Source organism: Secundilactobacillus paracollinoides DSM 15502 = JCM 11969, assembly GCF_001311135.1.
GTDB classification, from domain to species: Bacteria; Bacillota; Bacilli; order Lactobacillales; family Lactobacillaceae; genus Secundilactobacillus; species Secundilactobacillus paracollinoides.
The window spans coordinates 1-17434 of record NZ_BBAG01000057.1 but is presented as its reverse complement, the minus strand read 5'-3'; the positions used below and the strand labels follow the sequence as shown (position 1 = coordinate 17434).

Annotated in this window: 8 protein-coding genes, 1 other RNA gene and 7 pseudogenes; 5 read left to right on the top strand and 11 right to left on the bottom strand. The window is 46.5% G+C overall.

The genetic code is table 11. The features are described from left to right. Window positions 1-105: 105 nt before the first annotated feature. From JCM11969_RS13640 to JCM11969_RS13630, 3 genes and pseudogenes are all read right to left on the bottom strand, one after another. Window positions 106-961: pseudogene (locus tag JCM11969_RS13640) on the bottom strand (GRP family sugar transporter). Window positions 962-1261: 300 nt separating this feature from the next. Next, window positions 1262-2745 (bottom strand): annotated as a pseudogene (locus tag JCM11969_RS13635) (ATP-binding protein). After that, window positions 2745-3509 carry a response regulator transcription factor gene (locus JCM11969_RS13630; RefSeq protein WP_054712015.1) on the bottom strand — a complete coding sequence of 255 codons (765 nt, stop codon included), beginning with the start codon at window positions 3507-3509 and terminating at the stop codon, window positions 2745-2747. The pseudogene JCM11969_RS13635 and the gene JCM11969_RS13630 overlap by 1 nt, the downstream one beginning before the upstream one ends. Before the next feature lie 380 nt (window positions 3510-3889). On the opposite strand from JCM11969_RS13630, the gene JCM11969_RS13625 reads away from it, so the two are divergent. Further along, on the top strand, window positions 3890-4402 hold the full coding sequence (locus JCM11969_RS13625; RefSeq protein WP_156319373.1) for a M56 family metallopeptidase: 513 nt from the start codon (window positions 3890-3892) through the stop codon (window positions 4400-4402). Window positions 4403-4466: 64 nt separating this feature from the next. Here JCM11969_RS13625 and ssrA read toward each other — a convergent pair. Next, window positions 4467-4837, bottom strand: a transfer-messenger RNA (tmRNA) gene (gene ssrA / locus JCM11969_RS17245). A 66-nt stretch (window positions 4838-4903) separates the two neighbouring features. Then, window positions 4904-5673, bottom strand: a pseudogene (locus JCM11969_RS13620) (Cof-type HAD-IIB family hydrolase). 198 nt (window positions 5674-5871) lie between these two features. Between JCM11969_RS13620 and JCM11969_RS13615 the strand changes: the two are divergent. The 3 genes from JCM11969_RS13615 (at window position 5872) to JCM11969_RS13605 (ending at window position 8072) form a co-directional block, all read left to right on the top strand. Beyond that, a complete protein-coding gene (locus tag JCM11969_RS13615; protein ID WP_054712011.1) occupies window positions 5872-6534 on the top strand; it encodes a YhgE/Pip domain-containing protein in 663 nt (220 codons plus the stop codon). Between the two features lie 145 nt (window positions 6535-6679). After that, complete coding sequence (locus tag JCM11969_RS13610) at window positions 6680-7198, top strand: ABC-2 transporter permease (protein ID WP_056987111.1); 519 nt, start codon at window positions 6680-6682, stop codon at window positions 7196-7198. Window positions 7199-7487: 289 nt separating this feature from the next. Next, window positions 7488-8072: a TetR/AcrR family transcriptional regulator gene (locus tag JCM11969_RS13605; protein ID WP_054712008.1), complete on the top strand. Its 585-nt coding sequence runs from the start codon at window positions 7488-7490 to the stop codon at window positions 8070-8072. A 117-nt stretch (window positions 8073-8189) separates the two neighbouring features. Here JCM11969_RS13605 and JCM11969_RS13600 read toward each other — a convergent pair. From JCM11969_RS13600 to JCM11969_RS13575, 6 genes and pseudogenes are all read right to left on the bottom strand, one after another. Next, window positions 8190-9604, bottom strand: a pseudogene (locus tag JCM11969_RS13600) (NAD(P)(+) transhydrogenase (Re/Si-specific) subunit beta). Further along, window positions 9604-9921: an NAD(P) transhydrogenase subunit alpha part 2 gene (locus JCM11969_RS13595; protein WP_054712006.1), complete on the bottom strand. Its 318-nt coding sequence runs from the start codon at window positions 9919-9921 to the stop codon at window positions 9604-9606. Before JCM11969_RS13595 ends, JCM11969_RS13600 begins: the two are co-directional and overlap by 1 nt. Before the next feature lies 1 nt (window position 9922). Beyond that, window positions 9923-11130 (bottom strand): annotated as a pseudogene (locus tag JCM11969_RS13590) (NAD(P) transhydrogenase subunit alpha). A 301-nt stretch (window positions 11131-11431) separates the two neighbouring features. Beyond that, window positions 11432-12905, bottom strand: a pseudogene (gene aldA / locus JCM11969_RS13585) (aldehyde dehydrogenase). A gap of 680 nt (window positions 12906-13585) precedes the next feature. Then, a pseudogene (locus JCM11969_RS13580) lies at window positions 13586-14705 on the bottom strand (NAD(P)-dependent alcohol dehydrogenase). Window positions 14706-15224: 519 nt separating this feature from the next. Then, on the bottom strand, window positions 15225-16271 hold the full coding sequence (locus tag JCM11969_RS13575) for an SGNH/GDSL hydrolase family protein (RefSeq protein WP_065928695.1): 1047 nt from the start codon (window positions 16269-16271) through the stop codon (window positions 15225-15227). Window positions 16272-16745: 474 nt separating this feature from the next. On the opposite strand from JCM11969_RS13575, the gene JCM11969_RS13570 reads away from it, so the two are divergent. Then, window positions 16746-17111, top strand: coding sequence for a hypothetical protein (locus JCM11969_RS13570; RefSeq protein ID WP_225353313.1), 366 nt, complete (start codon window positions 16746-16748; stop codon window positions 17109-17111). The last annotated feature ends 323 nt before the right edge of the window (window positions 17112-17434 follow it).

The following is a 17434-nucleotide window of genomic DNA, read 5'->3' as shown; positions in this document are numbered from 1 at the left end:
AAGCATCAAATGAAATGTGTGCCATTAACAATATACCTCACTTTATTTAGAATCGTCTTTATTATACCCGATTTCTGTCAGAAATGAAATGGTCTATACCGAAAATTACTTCATGATTCCTAAAATAGCTGATCCAGCAATGACAAAGATCGACCAAGTGTCACGTAGACCATTTCCTTACGCGTTTTGCGTTCACCAAGCAGGAAGATACTCCCGAAGGTTGAGATGATGATCCGGATTGTGCCAGTGAGTAACTGATGGCCAACCCAACAGCAGGAATCGACATGAACATGAAGAAGTTCCCAACGCCCCAAACCAGACCAGTAATCACGTTCTTGGCCATTGGCTTGCCAAATGGGTGCTTGCCGGCAGCAAACAACAGCGCACCGATAACCATTCCGATCGATTGCGGTAAAATAACAGCTTTGGAGTTGACGTTTCCTAATTCAACAATCACGGTGTACAGCGTGTACCCAATCGTCGAGAAAATGATTGCGCGCACCCCGGCACCAGTGTTGTAGTTGCGCGCACTAGTATCGCGTTTGGAATTATCGCGCAACGAGGTCAAAACGATCCCCAGGATTAAGATAACCATGGCAATCGTGCCCATCGATAGCGTCTTGGTGGTATTCCATTCGTTAAACAAAATGACCCCAGCTAGACTTTGAAAGACCAATTGTGCCCCGGTCGATACTGGAACCGTCACCGAGATGCCGATTGCTTTCATCGACTGGAATTGCTGAAATTGACCAACAGCCCAGAAAAGCCCAGACGCTATGCCGACGCCCCAGACCAACAAACTGTACTGTGGGTGAAAGTAAAACATACTAAAGATACCAAACAGTAATGCCCCAACGGTCATCCCCAACGTTTGTTGGTAAGAAGTCCCGCCCAATTTACCACTGATTAATCCAATACTTCCCCAACAAATAGCGGGAATCAAGGCTAAAAGTATGACCATGAAATTCTCTCCGTTCTTATTTTCAAATTATTTTCAAACTTGAAAGCGCTTTTAAATGTTTTCAATGTTCTCATTTTACTAGAAGTTTCTCCAAAATAAAATCCCTTTCTCCCGAAATACATGATTTTAATCAATTCCCAATCTTCGCTTGGATTATACCGCTAACCTTGAGAAAAGTCGCACAAACGGCACTGTATGTTGCAACTTCCCGCAAGGTATCACATCCATTAGCACAAAAAATAGCCTATACCAATCACGGTATCGGCTACTATGCGATTTCTAAGATTAAGTTATGCCATTTCATGCATTATGGGTCGGCTGCTGGTAATGATCATGATCTTCATCCGGGAAAATGATGGTGAAGGTCGTCCCCTCACCCACCTTGCTGGTGACTTCAATTTTCCCATTATGCAAGAGCACAAGCTGGTGCACAATGGCCAGGCCGAGCCAGATTCACCGTACTTAGTGTTGGTGCGTGACGGGTTCGCTTTATAGTATCGCTCCCAAATGTTTGCAAGCTCCTCTTCAGACATCCCAATGCCAGTATCAGAGATCTTAAAGATACTCTCGTGAAACCCGCGTTGCGCCAGAATAGTGATCTGGCCGTTGTCCGTGAACTGAATCGCGTTTTGGGTGATGTTAAACATCACTTGAACGAACCGGTCATAATCCGCATACACTTCCAGGTCTTTGGGGCCATTGACTGTCAGCACATCCTGCTTAGCAGCTGCTTTTTGGTGCAGCTGTTCAACAAGATTATCCAGCGTCTCAATGGCGTTAAACGACTGTTTCTGCAACGCAATTTGATTATTACGAATTTTTTCGTAATCCAGGTTTTCATTGACCAGCCGAATCAGACGCTTGGTCTCATTACGCATGAGCGCGATGCTTTGCTCCTTGCTATCTTCTGGAATGGCATCATAGGCCAGCCCTTCCAGCAACCCGTTGATGGTCGTGAGCGGCGTCCGCATTTCGTGAGCAGCGTCTGCCATAAAGGCCCGCCGCCGCTCTTCTTGTCGCTCAATTTCCGCTTCGGACTCCCGCAACGATAACGTCATGTCGTTAAAATCGTTGATCAAATCATCGATCTCATCGCGGTTCTTACTTGGCAATTCAACGTCGTAATTCCCTTTCGCCACCTGGTTAGTTGCCCGTCGTAAGCGGTTGATCCGCAACGTCAGGTAGCGAGAAACGATATAGGCAAATAACAGCGCGACGAGGCTGGCAACGATGAGCGCCTTGGTTAAATTCGCATTGATGGCGGAGATATTTGAATTCACGTTTGAGATAAATGCCCCAATTTTAATCACGGCTATCAGGTGACGCTTATTATTAGAATCCGTGTAAAAATAGGGTTTTAAAACGTCGGTCATGGCTGGTTCCGCCTGGCCGCTCGTCGTTTTCACCTGGTGGTCAGTCACCTTTTGAACAATTTTACCCGCCTTCAACTTCTGCCAGTCCGCCTTCCCGATTTTTGAACTGTAAACATTATCGGGGAAAACGGCGGTATTGCTCTTGTTATAGATGGTAAAGTGCACAGACTGGTTGCGCAGCAATACCTCACTGTTCAACAGTGATTCTGAGTCAAAGGACACCTTGTTCGGGTTGCCGGACGAGATCCGCACCGACTGCTCCACTAAACTATTGGCGTACTTTTCCAAACTGGTCCAGGTATTTTGGTAGACCATGTTTCTGGTCATCTGACTAAATGAGAATCCCAGCAGAATTAAGACTGTAGCAATGACCGCAAAAAAGGCCAGCATTTGTTGATAAACGAGTTTCATTACTTACCGGCTCCAGTATCGTCGAATTTATAGCCGACGCCCCAGACCGTTTGAATGATCTGCGGGCCAACCTTTTCAATCTTTTGACGCAGTTTCTTGATGTGCGCATCAACCGTGCGTTCATCACCATAATACTCGTAGTCCCAAACAAGTTGGAGTAACTGTTCACGTGAAAAGACCTGGCGCGGCCTAGTGGCCAACGTCTTTAACAGATCAAATTCCTTGGGCGTCAGATCCTTAATCTGTTCACCATTCAGATAAGCTTCGCGGGTCTTACTGTTGAGTCTGAAGTTATCGGTCGTGACTTCAAACCGGTTATCTTCAGCCGACTCCTCCGCCTCCGTGACGGGTGCCGTTGACGCAGCAGCATCATCCGTGGCCGCTTTATTTGAACCAAGCTTAGCACGCCGATCCAAGGCCTTGATGCGGGCAATCAGTGTAATGGGACTAAATGGCTTAGTAACATAGTCGTCCGCACCCATTTCAAGCCCAAGCACCTGATCACTTTCAGAATCCCGAGCCGTTAACATAATAATCGGGACAGTTGGTGACAATTTACGAATCTCAGCACTGACCTGCATCCCGTCCATACCGGGTAAATTCAGGTCAAGCGTGATCATATCCCAATCATTGGGGGTCTCTTTAAACATTTTAACGGCTTGAATGCCATCATAGGCAAAGTGCGCGTCCCAATCCTCTTTTTTAAAAAACATCTGCATCATTTCTGATACTGACTTATTATCTTCAATCATTAGTAGTTTCATGAAGTTCCCTCCGACGTCTTGGTGTTAACCCTTATTGCTGCTTAATTGCTTGCCACAATTCACGGCACTCCCTTTTGACAACTCATTGTTTGCCCACACATCCCAGTTATGAGCAAATAACGTGTCCCTTGCTGAGTTGGCAAGGACACCCGTTAAACAATCATTTGTCACTCAGTACAATACTAAATTCATTATACCCGAAAATAGAACCTGTTCATAATCCAAATTTTCCGCGGTGTCAAAAATGGGCCTCCCACAAATGGGGCCGCTTACTACTGAATATACGCCCTATTTAGACAAAACGCCCTTCGATAATCGAAAGTTCATCCGATAACGTGTAGACTTCAAACCAGCATTTTAGATTTCGGGGGAAATTATAGATGAATCTGACAAACTACGTTGTACCAGTTCTGTTGCTCATTTGGATCGTTAGAAGGCAATTAATGCCTCGAATGGTTTCAAAAAATACGAGATCGTACGTCATCATTATGATAATTGGTCTGATTCTAGTGGTCGGCGGCATCTATAAAAGAAAAGTCTCATTCACTGTAAATGGTCTCATTATTATGGTCGTCACCTTAACCATTTCGGCTGTCATTTTCGGCATTCTTAGGGCGTTTAGCTACCAACTGTGGGTGGATGATCAAAACGAGATCGTGCTTCGCCGCGGCAATGTGGTCACACTTCTGCTGTGGGCGGTATCCATCCTCATTCATCTGATTGGGGATCACTTTGTTCCAGATGGTGCGGCCTTGATGACCTTCTATATTGGATTCTCGTTACTGATTCAGCGAGAAACCGTTTTTCAACGCGCTAAGCAAAAATTTCCGACTGAAATTCAGCAAAACATCGCTAAGATGGCCGAAGAAAGGCAAGATAAGAATCATCACTAATAAGGGCATAAAAAGAACAAAGCCAACTGACAAGTTGTCAGTTGGCTTTGTTCTTTTGTATCAGCAATGGAGTCGGCGGGAGTCGAACCCGCGTCCAAGCATATTGCCACCCAAATATCTACGTTCATAGGCAGACTACTTAAAATTCACACGCTAATGCGCCGCCTGTCAGGGCTAACTTAACGTGCTAGTCTGATTAGACTCTTCCAGTTACTTCAGACGTGAGCTTCTGGCGTAAGTCCACTAAAGGTTAGACCCGCTACCCGACTCATGGACGAAGTCAGACGGATCCTTGTATAGCGCTATTTAGGCAGCTAATGCAAGAGATTTTGAACTGTTATTTGCAGTTAAAAAAGGTTGAGGCTTTTAACGTAGCTCCTCACTACGAAACGCAATCTAGGCTCAACCTATACCTGTCGAATCCTTAACGACCCCATAAATTAAGTCCAGTAACTAGTCTATCATAGATACCTGGTCCTGCAAAGCCGAATGCTTACAGAATTACAACAGATCAAAGTGTTTGAGTCCATTTACGATTCCGTGATCAACGTTAGCTGTTGTCACAAACTCGGCGTGTGGTTTCACGTGTGGCAGCGCGTTGCCCATCGCAATGGGGTGATCAACCAGGTCAAGCATCGAAATGTCGTTATTGCCGTCGCCAAACGCATATGTTGGCACGTCCTTAAATTCAGGCCGGTCAAGCAGGTGCTGCATCCCCGCCTTCTTTGACCCATCTTTCACCACAATGTCCATGCTATATGGGGTGTTGCGATAAAAGGTCAAGTCATCTCTAAACTTCATCGTATACCGGGCGTCATCGTGATCCGTCATGATGATCATCATGTAGATCGGGTTCGTTTGCCAAAAAACTGGGTTCACGATAGGCACCGGACTGTTGACAAACTGGTACGCCTGCTTTGTCGCTTCAGTCACCCGGTTGCTGCGTGCCTGCTGATCATTTAACACAATAAATGCTTCGTCTTGTTCCTGGACGAAGGCTTCGAACTGACTGATCAGCTTGTGGTCGATTTCAGCAGTATAGACAGGTTCCCCGTGCAGCATCACGTACGACCCATTGGCGCCAACCAGTGAATCGATCCCCGTTTGCATCATAATTGGCCGCGCTTCAAATAAGTTTCGCCCACTTGAAATGACTGGTAACACGTCATTTTTTGCAACTGATGCATTGCATCGATAACGTCTTGATCCAGCTGTGTTTTGGCATTGAGCAGGGTGCCATCCAAGTCAAAAAAGGTGATTGCTTTTACCATTTCGTCAAGTTCCTTTCACGTTTGCATATTACCTAAAGTTTAACATATTTCGCCTGGTAAAAAATGACTAAACCAAGGATATCAATAAGTTTACTCATTAATCACGGATAAAGATTTTATTTTATGCAAGCATTTACTTGCACGCATTTTAAAATGGTGTTATTCTCTATTTCATTAATTACTCAGGGGGCATCAGTTATGAATCTCGGAAAATTTTTAAAATCTAAGGGGCCGCTTTTAGCACTGGCGGTCGTCCTCATTTACGGCATCATCATTTTTGCAATCTACTTTACTGGCTACCATGCCATGCCAAATCATCTGGATCAATTGCCAGTGACCGTGGTCAACCAAGATCGACAAAGTAAAAAGATCGCTAACCAGTTAAAAAAGGCCTTGCCGTTTGACACCGTCAAAACAACGACTGATCTGAACCAGGCAAAACATCAGTTGAATACTCGAAAAACATACCTCATCGTGGCGATTCCCAAGCAGTTCAATAAGGACATCCGCGCTAACAAGCAGACAACGTTAAACTTTTACGTGAATGAATCTAATCAGACCTCGGTTGTGTCCGGCATGAAGTCCGTTGCACAGACCGTTGGGACGACCGTTAACAACAACGTCCTTTTACAAAAAGGCGCCTTAATGATTGCTGAACCTGCGCTCACGAAACTACAAACGACTGTTAAAAAAGAACAGACGGCAGCAAAGGCAACAGTTGCCACCCAGAAGGCTAAGATTGCGGCTGCCCCTGCCAGTTCACAAAAGGCCCTCACGGCGCAATTACAAAAACAAGTAGCCAGTTCCAACCAAGACCACAACGTCGAAAGCAGAAGCTCAAAAACAAACGATTCTCAATAGCGCTAAAAAACAGGCTAAACCGTTAGCATCTTCAGTTAAAACAAGCATTCACCGTGAAAACAAAGTCAAAACCGGTCTGAATTACTCACTTGCCCCATTCATCACGAACCTCGCCCTCTACATTAGTGCCCTCTTTGGGACGATCATGTTGTATGGCACCTACGCAAAGTTTGCCAAACAAATTGGCCGGTTCAAGTCTATTGTGAATTTAGAGATTACTATGGCACTCATCGCCATTGTCGGAACCGCGTTCGTGTCCTGGGCAATCATCGCCATGATGGGCCTAGCTGGCAGTACCTTCACTAATCTCTGGATCACATCGGCATTGCTGTTATTCTCAGCGTACAACTTCAACGCGATTCTGGTGTTGCTCATCGGCCAAATCGGAACCGCACTCAATACCTTTCTCACTATGCTGCAAGTTGTGGCGAGTGCCGGAATGGTGCCCGTCCTTGCAATGAACGGGTTCTTCAAGGGCATTCACGGCCTAATGCCAATGTATTACGCCGTTCAGGCAGACTTTAACATTATGTACGGTGGTACCGGAACCACGGGCATCTGGCTCGGTTTACTGACCCTAACCGGCGTCACAATTCTGATAAATTTAGTCATCGTGGCACTCAGAAAGCATCAACCAATGTTACAATTTGATAGGTTAAGTTAATAGAGCTTGAAGGAAAAAGGGAGGAAGCGGAGTGTAAGTCAACTCTGGCAGAAATGCCTGGACTTGGCATCTGCCAGAGTTGACTTACATGCAGCTTTCTGTTTTCCGAAACGCGTTTCGGCTTGAGGACAGAGAACCACCTTGAAATGCCCGTACCTGGCATTTCTGCCAGAGTTGGTTTACAGGCAGCCTTCTGTTTTCCGAAACGCGTTTCAGCACGGTGGCCTACAGAGGACTGAACAGACCAGTCACCCCCTTGGTCAACCGTAGAAAGGAGTGCCCCTGCACGATGACAGCACAAACAACTGACGAAAAGATTCTTGATGCCTTCTCACAATTAGCGCTTAAGTATGGGTATCAGGGTACGACAACCAAAAAGATCGCCGAAGAGGCCGGGGTCAATGAAAGTACGATCTTTCGCCATTTCAAAGATAAGCGAACCATTCTTGAACACATTATTGATGCCTATCTCGTTGACATGGAAAAGGTCGGACAGTCGTTTGACTATTCTGGTGATATCGTTACGGATCTCAAACGTGTCGCGGATCTCTATACAACCTTTGTCCAAAATCACCTCGTTGTTTTCTTGGTTGGTGTTCGTGAGTCCTACCAGTTTCCAGAAGTTGGTCAGGCGCTTCAGCAGTTACCAATTCGGTTCGTTTCACTGGTAAAGGAAAACTTCATCCGCATGCAGGCCGCAGGTGAGATCAGCGCCGACACTGATACTGACAGTGAAGCGGTCAATTTTGTGCTAATGAATTTCGGAAACGCCGTTTTTACCTTCTCCTTTCAGAATACAAAAATGGCAATTCCGATGCCGACATTTAAAGAAAATAATGTCCAGGCATTTGCGGCGCATTTACAAGGCCGTTAGAACCACTTAATAAGAATCCACACTAAGAAGTCTGGCGCTATTTGGTGCCAGGCTTTTTGTGTCCAAAAAAGCCCCGGCAGTTATCTGCCAGGGCTCACTTCTTACCTTAAGTTCACATTATTGATCCAGATACTCCTTAGTTGCCGCAATAATATCCTGCAGCCCCTTCTTCGCATCCGAGAAGAACATGCTGGTCTGATCATCTGAAAACAGTTCATTTTGAATACCGGCATACCCAGTACTCATTGACCGCTTGATGACCACGACCGACTTCGACTTATCAACGTCAAGAATTGGCATCCCAGAAATTACCGTATTTGGCTTCCGAGCTGCTGGGTTCGTGACATCGTTGGCCCCGATGACTAAGGAGACATCCGTATTTTCAAACATCGAGTTGGCTTCTTCCAACTGTTTCATTTGATCATATGGGACGTTCACTTCAGCCAACAACACGTTCATGTGACCTGGCATCCGCCCAGCAACGGGGTGAATGGCGTAGTTCACGTTGATCCCATTATCAGTCAATAACTTGGCCAACTCGGCAACTTCGTGTTGCGCTTGGGCGGCCGCCAACCCGTACCCTGGAATGATCATGACATTCTTGGCATAGGCGAGCTGCACCCCAATATCATCCGCTGAGGTTTCCTTCACGTTGACAGGCACATCATCCGCATCGGCAGTGCCACTGTCGCCAGTCCCAAAACCGCCAGCAATAATGTTGGCAACGGACCGGTTCATCGCAGCAGCCATCTGCAACGTCAGAATCGTCCCAGCAGCCCCGACAAGGGCACCAGCAATGATCAAGACTTGGTTATCGATAACGAACCCGGCCATCGCAACGGCTAACCCGGTGAACGCGTTCAACAGTGAAACGACAACGGGCATATCGGCACCACCAATTGGAATGGTCATGAGAATCCCGAAGACGAGACTGGCAACGATTGCCAAGACCAGCGTCCAGACATTGGTTGGAAAGCCGATCGTCAAAACGATGCTGGCTAATATCAAAATGACCACGATACCGTTTAAGATCTTCGCCCCTGGGAAACTAATGGGCTTCCCGGAAACGTGACCAGACAATTTACCAGTCGCAATCAACGACCCTGAGAAGGTCACGCTCCCAATCACCAGGTCTAAAATCACTGGAAATGAAAACGCAAAGGCTAATGAGGCCCCATTGGGCTGGCTCAGGTAATCAAACGTCCCAATGGCAGCGGCAGCGCCACCGCCCACGGCGTTGAATAAACTGACCAACTGCGGCATATCAGTCATCTTAACGGTCCGGGCCTTATAGACCCCGTAACCGACCCCGATGATCAGGGCAACAATGAGTAAAATCCAACCCATGGCTGACGCCTGATGTTTAACTAAGGCCACGATAAAGGTCATGATCACGGCCAAAAACATCCCAACTGAGGACAACTGGTTCCCATTTCGAGCCGTCTTTGGCGTCCGCATCATGTGCAGCCAATCACGTAGCAAGCGGCACTAACAAGGTATGAAAGCGAAACAACCGTCATTAATCCTGACATTATTGCTCGCCTCCTTTGTCATCATTTGGCTTTTCTTTAGGCTTTGAGAACATTTCAAGCATCCGGTCAGTGACCACGTAGCCCCCGGCAACGTTGATGGCCCCTAGCAAAGCGGCAATAAACGCAATCACGTAAAATAATGGTGAATCTGCTTCCAAAGCCACTAAGATACTTCCGACGACAACGACCCCATGAATCGCGTTGGCGCCTGACATCATTGGTGTATGCAACGTTGCGGGAATCTTACTGATGACTTCAAAGCCCACCAGTAGGCTTAACACAAAAATGGCTAAATTCGTATATAATTCCTGACTCATCCTACTCAGCCCCCTTCGTTTCGGCTGGTTCATCAGCCGTGCTGGCAGGTTCCGGCTTCGTCAGCGGTTGTAAATTCAATGCCTCTCGTAACCGGGCGTTAACGATCTCACCGGCCGTTGTTGCGGTTAAACCGCTAAACACATCATCCGTTGGATCAATGGCAATGTTGCCATCGTCGTCCAGCATCGCGTTAATCACCGCCTGCACGTTTTTCGCAAACAACTGTGAAGCTGAATGCGGCAACTCACTCGCCAAATTCGAGGCCCCGACGACCATCACTTGTTTGTCAGTTGTCACCGTCTCAAAAGGCTGGCTGCCAGCCACATTACCGCCAAGGTCACTGGCGGCTAAATCGATAAAGACCGTGCCTGGCTTAGCGTTGTCCACGCTGGTCGCCGGCACCATCAACGGTGGCTTGTGACCAGGTACTTGAGCGGTCGTAATGATCACGTCATTTTCGGCAATGAACCCAGCAAGCTCTTCTTGCTGTTTTTCAGTCTCTTCAGCAGTCAACGCCCGGGCATACCCGCCTGAACCAGCGCCGTTTGAAACTGAGCTCGTCAGGAACGTTGCGCCCAGTGATTCAACTTCACCCTTTGAAGCTGGCCGAACGTCATACCCCGAAACAACGGCCCCCAGCCGCTTAGCTGTCCCAATGGCTTGCAGACCGGCAACCCCAGTCCCTAAAACAAGGACCTTTGCGGGTTTGACCGTCCCAGCTGCGGTGATCATCATTGGAAAGTACTTTGGATATAGATCACTGGCAACCAGTGCAGCCTTATAGCCGGCCACACTGGATTGTGAACTCAAGACATCCATCGTCTGTGCCCGACTGATCGTCCGAGGTAACAATTCAAACGACAGTGCGCTCACCTTTTGGGCAGCGAGCTGTTGCATCTTATCTGGATCGATCAGCGCATTCAGAAGCCCGATCAGTACTTGGCCAGAAGTTAGCGCCTTTAGCGTTTCATCGCTTGGCCGATTAACGACCGCAATGACGGTCCCTTCACTCAGTGCTTTGGTTCGATCAACTAACTCGGCACCAGCTTGTTCATAAGCCGCATCACTGTAGTAAGACTTTACCCCGGCGCCTCGTTCAACCAGCACTTTTGCGCCAGCTTGATGAGCCGCTTGGTGACATCCGGGTCAATTGCAACCCGTTTTTCATGTGGCTGTTCTTCCTTTAATACAGAAACCACAATAGCCATTTCAAATCCCTCCATTTCCAAATGGAAAATTGAGTCAACCTTTATTTCAACCCAACAATACCGGTTTTCCACCTGCCCGGCATACCGGTTTTCAAAAACTCAAGCCGCCCCGCCCGTTTACAACCTTGTCAAACAGCGTCTTGCTCAATAACCGCGCCAATACGAACTTGCAAACGGTTACATTCAGCTTACCAGAAAGGCACCGACTGACAAATAACGAGTCGATGCCTTTTGGAAGTCAAAATTCCTTTCACTCATCAATACCTGTATCAAAAGACATCATCGCAGAGCGGCTAATGCATTAGCCCTGTGCCTTTTCAGGATGTCCCTGAAGGTAAATGACATGGGTGTTCAAGAATTCATCGATGCCGTGACGGCCATCGTCACCACCGATACCTGATTCCTTCCAGCCTGAGTGTGACCCGTTCATTGCTTCGAAGTTAAACCGGTTAATGTAGGTTTCACCATCTTCCAATTCATTTGAAGCCCGTTGAGCTGTATCAATGTTTTGGGTGAAGATAGAAGAGGTCAACCCAAAGTCACTGTCGTTTGCCATATCAATGGCTTCGTCCAACGTCTTAAAGGTCACAATTGGTAACACTGGCCAAAGATTTCATCCTGAATGATTTCGGAATCCTGCTTGACGTTAGTGATGACGGTTGGTTCATAGTAGTAGCCATTTTCAATCTCAACCTTGTGACCACCGGCTGTGATCTTGCCGCCAGCTTCAACAGCCCGGTCAACCATACCTGCAACCTTGTCTAAGGCCCCTTGGTTGATCAGCGGGCCAATACCGGAATCCTTGTCCGTGATCGGGTTAGCAACCTTGATGGCTGACATCTTGTCACTCAGCTTCTTGGTAAATTCGTCAGCAACATCTTCTTGAACGTAGACCCGTTCACAGTTGTTGCAAAGCTGTCCATTGTTATCCACCCGTGAATCAATAATGGATTGAACAGCCAGGTCAATATCAGCGTCCGCACAAACGATAGCTGGTGCTTTCCCACCAAGTTCCAATGACACCTTAGCCATGTGGGTCGCAGCGGAAGCCATGACCTGCTTCCCTGAACTAACGGACCCGGTCAAACTGATGATGCCGATCTTCTTATTCTTTGATAATTCATCACCAACGACTGAACCTGGACCAGTAACAAAGTTGACAACACCCTTTAGGATACCGATCTTATCAACGATCTTTGCAAATTCCAATGCCAGGTTAGGCGTATCAGAACTTGGTTTCATGACAATCGTGTTCCCAGTAACCAACGCTGGCCCCATCTTCCGGGCAATCAGGAAGAATGGGAAGTTCCAAGGTAAGATCCCGGCGGCAACCCCAATTGGCTGCTTGGTGATCATAATGTTTTCGTTGGCGTTATCCGATTGAAGAATCTCACCTTCGTATGTCCGAGCAGCGGAAGCCATGTAATCAAAGTAGTCCGCAGAGAACAGAATTTCTGTTTGGGCTAATGACCGAATCTTCCCCTGTTCTTCTTGCAACATATCGATCAGATGCTCTGAGTCCTCACGAATGGCACTGGCACAGTCGTGGAGGTATTGCCCACGAGTGGCTGCCGGAACGAACTTCCACGTTTTCTCAGCTTCGTAAGCATCGTTGATGGCTTCCTGAGTCTCTTCACGGGTCGCACTTGGCACAGTCGAGATCTTTTCACCCGTTGATGGTTGATCACCGTCAATAGTTTGCCGGAATTTGAATCCTTAAATTCACCGTTAATATACATTTGATAGTGCTTTAGCTGCTTCATTGTTTCTGACATTAGAATGACTTCCTTTCAGTTTTTAAACAACTGGTTCCAATCTTAAATGGGTTATTCCACTATTAGGTGAATCAAATAGTGCTGACATGTCGCTTCGTTGCACCGTTCGGCCCTGCAGTTTGAGGTGGGGTCGCTTCGGAGCTATTGAATTTCTGGGCAGAAATTCAAGGATCTCCTACGTCTCCCGTGTTCGTAACCGACCAAAATACGGTTGCCAACGAACACCGACACCACAGCCTGCAATGCCGAACGGCGCCACTACGCTACGATACTTGTTATCGTTAAAGTAGATGGTAAATCTCCAAAAGTGGTGGCATTAAACCGGTTGATCAATTGGTTCTGGTGACTAACAAATTGTGAGAAGCATTGCTGTTAATAGTCTTATTAGCAGTCGAGTGCGGATTCTCTTCAAACTTGGTTTAACGCCAATGTGATGCTTAACTAGTGGTGAAAAGTGAGCTCACAGTCAGTGAAATGCAGCAATTTGGCACGGAGCTGTGGTGTCGACATCAGTTAGCGACCGTATTGTGTTCGGTTACTGATGTGCGAGACGATGGAGATCCATTCAAGAGCTGCGCAGCAGAAATTGAATTAGCTTCATCGCGAGCCACTCTCAGCGGAGTGCAACGGACTATCACCTAACAGTGGGAAGACCCTCTTAAACAGACAAACTTCCTATCTTATTTTCCTGGTTCGTAACTTGGGTCGATCACCAGAACGGGCTTGATCGTCTTACCACTGCCCGAATCCGCATTGGCTTCGTTGATTTGGTCGAAGTCGTAGAACTTTTCCGTCTTATCAAAGTCGAACATGCCAGCTTTGTAGAACCGGATCAAACGTGGAATATCAATTTGGGGAATGGAGTCACCCATGTTTACGCCGATGATCGAGCGGTCATCAACACAAAGGTCGTTCCAGGTATCCAGGTCAATATGGTTTGGCGTCACAGCAATCGTTGCTGTGGTGCCACCTTGAGCTAAGGCTTGGATGGAATCTTCCATCACCTGGGTCACCCCAGTCGTATCCACCGCAAAGTCGACCCCGTGACCATTTGTCAGCGACTTGATCTTTTCGACCGCGTTATCAGTCTTGCTGTTGATCACATCAGTTGCGCCAAGTTCCTTGCTAATGCCAACCGTGAATCCACAACGTCCACCGCGATAACCGTCGTACACCCTGAGATCTTACCAGCCATCATAGCGGCTAAGCCAACGGCCCCAGTCCCAAACACAGCAATGGTTTGGCCTGGCTTCGGCTTCAACGTATTCAATACTGTCCCGCTACCTGTGACGTACCCGCAACCCAGAGGCCGAGTTTCCGCAAATCAAGATCCTTCGGCACCTTAACGGCATTCCGTTCACGGACGATGGTCGTCGTTGTAAATGAAGATTGGTCAAACATGTCAGCGACATCGTGACCATCTTCTGTAAAGTGAGCACTGCCATCGGGCCGAACGCCTGACAAATTATTTGCAGCGTAGTTCAAACACTATGTTGGCTTGCCTTGCAAACAATTGTCACAGTCACCACATCCATAGAAGGAAAGGACAACGTGGTCACCAGGCTTAAAGTTCTTGACCTCTGGCCCAACCTTTTCAACGATACCAGAACCCTCATGTCCCAGAACGATTGGATAACCGATCTCGGCATCCCCTTTTCTCAAGGCTTCATCAGAATGACAAATACCACTAGCGACCATGTGGATCTGTAAGTCATCCGCCTGCATCGGTGCTAACTCGACATCATCCTTAAGTTCAAAGTGACTACCTTTTTCTTGAACAACTGCTGCTTTAATACGCATAACAACATCATCTCCATTACTTACTTATGGTGCATGTACTTACTTATGGTGCATGAAAGAAATTGAAAATGAGTCAGTCACAATTGCTATTGAAACCACACGATATAAGTGATTCCCTATGATGAAGTTTCAATAACCGTCGTTCTTGTGAACTTATATTCATCTCTTTCAACACCTTCGTTATAGTCCTAACGTTCACGTAAATAAAGCGTTTTCAAGGATTTATTTAAAATAAGACAATCCTTAGAATAACGATGTTTGTTATTTATATCACAAATATTTTTACCTTTAATAAGAAATTTATTTTCACTCATACAACTTAATGGGCGGGCTTGTTTCACAACAGAATTGAAACATCGCTTAAGCATACTCATCCTCGTGGTCTTTTTTGAGAACTGTTTCACTCTGTTTTTAATCACCGTCTGATATTTCACCAATCAGATGAACCTGCACTTTTTTTAAAGATGAGAAAAAAGGTCGCCAATTAAGGCGGCCTTTAATCAAATTCTAATTTCAATGCTATTTTTTGATGATCCAGTTGGCCAACGCATACCCCATCTTCTGTGCGGTTTCCGCGCTGGGATGTAATCGATGATCAGCTAATGCCACGTGGTAATTACCACTGGTGATGAGATTTGGTGCCAACGTTTTAAAATCAACCACGTGAACGCCAAGTTTTCGATAAGTTTGTCGTTCCCCCTGCTTAAGTTGATCGAAGGTGTACCCTTCATCATTCATCACGTCATTTTTATTGACGCCGGTACTGCTGAACCGGGTCAACGGTAATATCCCATAGATCTTCGCAGTTGGATTGAGTCGGCGAATAGCCTGCACATTCGTTTTCAAGTGCGCCATCACATTTTTGAGATTACCCGATCCAGACGCTGGTGTATAGTCATTTGTGCCAATATGAATAAAAATCATATTGAACTTTGGAATACTGGCCTTTCGTGCCTTAATAACAGCTGCCAAATCTTGTGGTCGCTGAGTCCCGTTAACGTCTTCCCAGCGGCGCCCGACGATCCGCGCATCGGGAAACGCATAGTTGCTGACCCGCTTTTCATCTCCAAGATACTTCCCCAGCCAAACCGGGTACGTCGTCGGATAGAACCGATACCCGTTCCAGCCATCGGGAATTGAATCCCCGAAGAACCCAATTTTCGCGGTCTTATACTTATCACCCGCACCCTTTAGCTTTAAGTCAAAGGAACTGCTCATCACGCTACGCAGCTGCGATTTTAGGATCCAATAGGTGTGCTGCTTATTGGCGCTCGTCAACTGCAGCACTTCTTGTTTCTGCGTCTGGCCGTTAACGGTCGCGGCTTGGTGGCAATACCAGGTCGTCTTACTTAAATGATTCAGCGTCACACCATGTTTCAGACTCGCTGCTGAATAGCCATATGTACCCGTTCTTAGCGCATACGCCCGACTCGCCACCTGGTGCACATTGCTGACCGTGACTTGTTTCGTTGCCTTCTTTGCCGCCTGGGCGTCAGTTGCATGTCCATTACCTAATACCAACAGCATCATCCCCAATAAACCAATCCATTTGAATCCTTTAACCATTTCATCCGCCATCATTTCTACTTATTTTATCAGCTATCCTGTGTGCGCAACCCCAATTTATCCGCCCACAATATCACAGCATCGTTAAACACAAAACATCATTATAGCGAATGGGTCTCCTTAGCGTCAATTCCTTTTCTGAAACTTAAACAAAACGCGATTACTGTCTGTCATTTTCCTCAAATCTCCTTTATTTTCCATGGTCAGAAATGTACAAGTGTTCATTATTTCTGAACAATTATTTCCTATAATACCCCACCGTAACCGTTTCCAATGGCGGTGTGTTCAATTAAACAAAACTTAGACAAAAATATCTTAAAGAATACTTTGACAAATCACTCAAAAATCAGTAGGCTGAGTTGTAGACACTTCAGTCCTCATTTAATCGATTAATTTTTCAGGCTGTTTGGGTGATCTTTTTGGGATGATTAGAGCACCAATTGTTTCATTAGTTTATTGCTAAGAAGGGATATTATGTCAAAATTACCAACCTATAATCAGCAGCAGTGGGGCGTTGCCCGGGATGCTGTGATTAACGAGTACCATACCTATGTCGAGGATCTCCGTCAGCAGGGCGTTGACTTCGCAATTAAGTCTGCACGTAAGCTGTTGATCTATCAGGATTTAATTGAAGAATGGAATCACCATTTGCCAACCGTGATCTCCGACTTAGAGGATAATGAATTTGCCCTCTCAGTTTTTGATGAACTTAAAAAGACGAAAAAGAGCACCCTGCTCGAACGGGCCTACCAGGACATGCAGGCTTGGACAAACTTTAACCCATCAGCCTTAACGCTGTGGTTAGAGCTTTCTGAAGACGAGGCTATTACCGAATACTAAATGTGACCTAGTCAGTTGAGGCCAGTTGCGTTACCACCATGATGATGGCGGTGATGTGGCTGGTCTTTTTTTCGTTGGGTAGTTTTTTGTGGATGCTTGGTAGCTGCTGTGGCTTACTTTGTTGTGGCTGGTTTGGCGCAACTTTTTTTCGGCTTTCGGTTTCGGCTTTCGGTTTCGTCTTTCTATGTCATATTGTCTAAATGTGTTCAGCAAGGCATGGGGCTAACGTGTAACGAACTCTGACCAAAAAGTCAGACCCGGACTTCTGGTTTTTGGCAACGGAAAGGGAATGGCTACTGTGCTTCCTTTTCACGTAGCCTAAA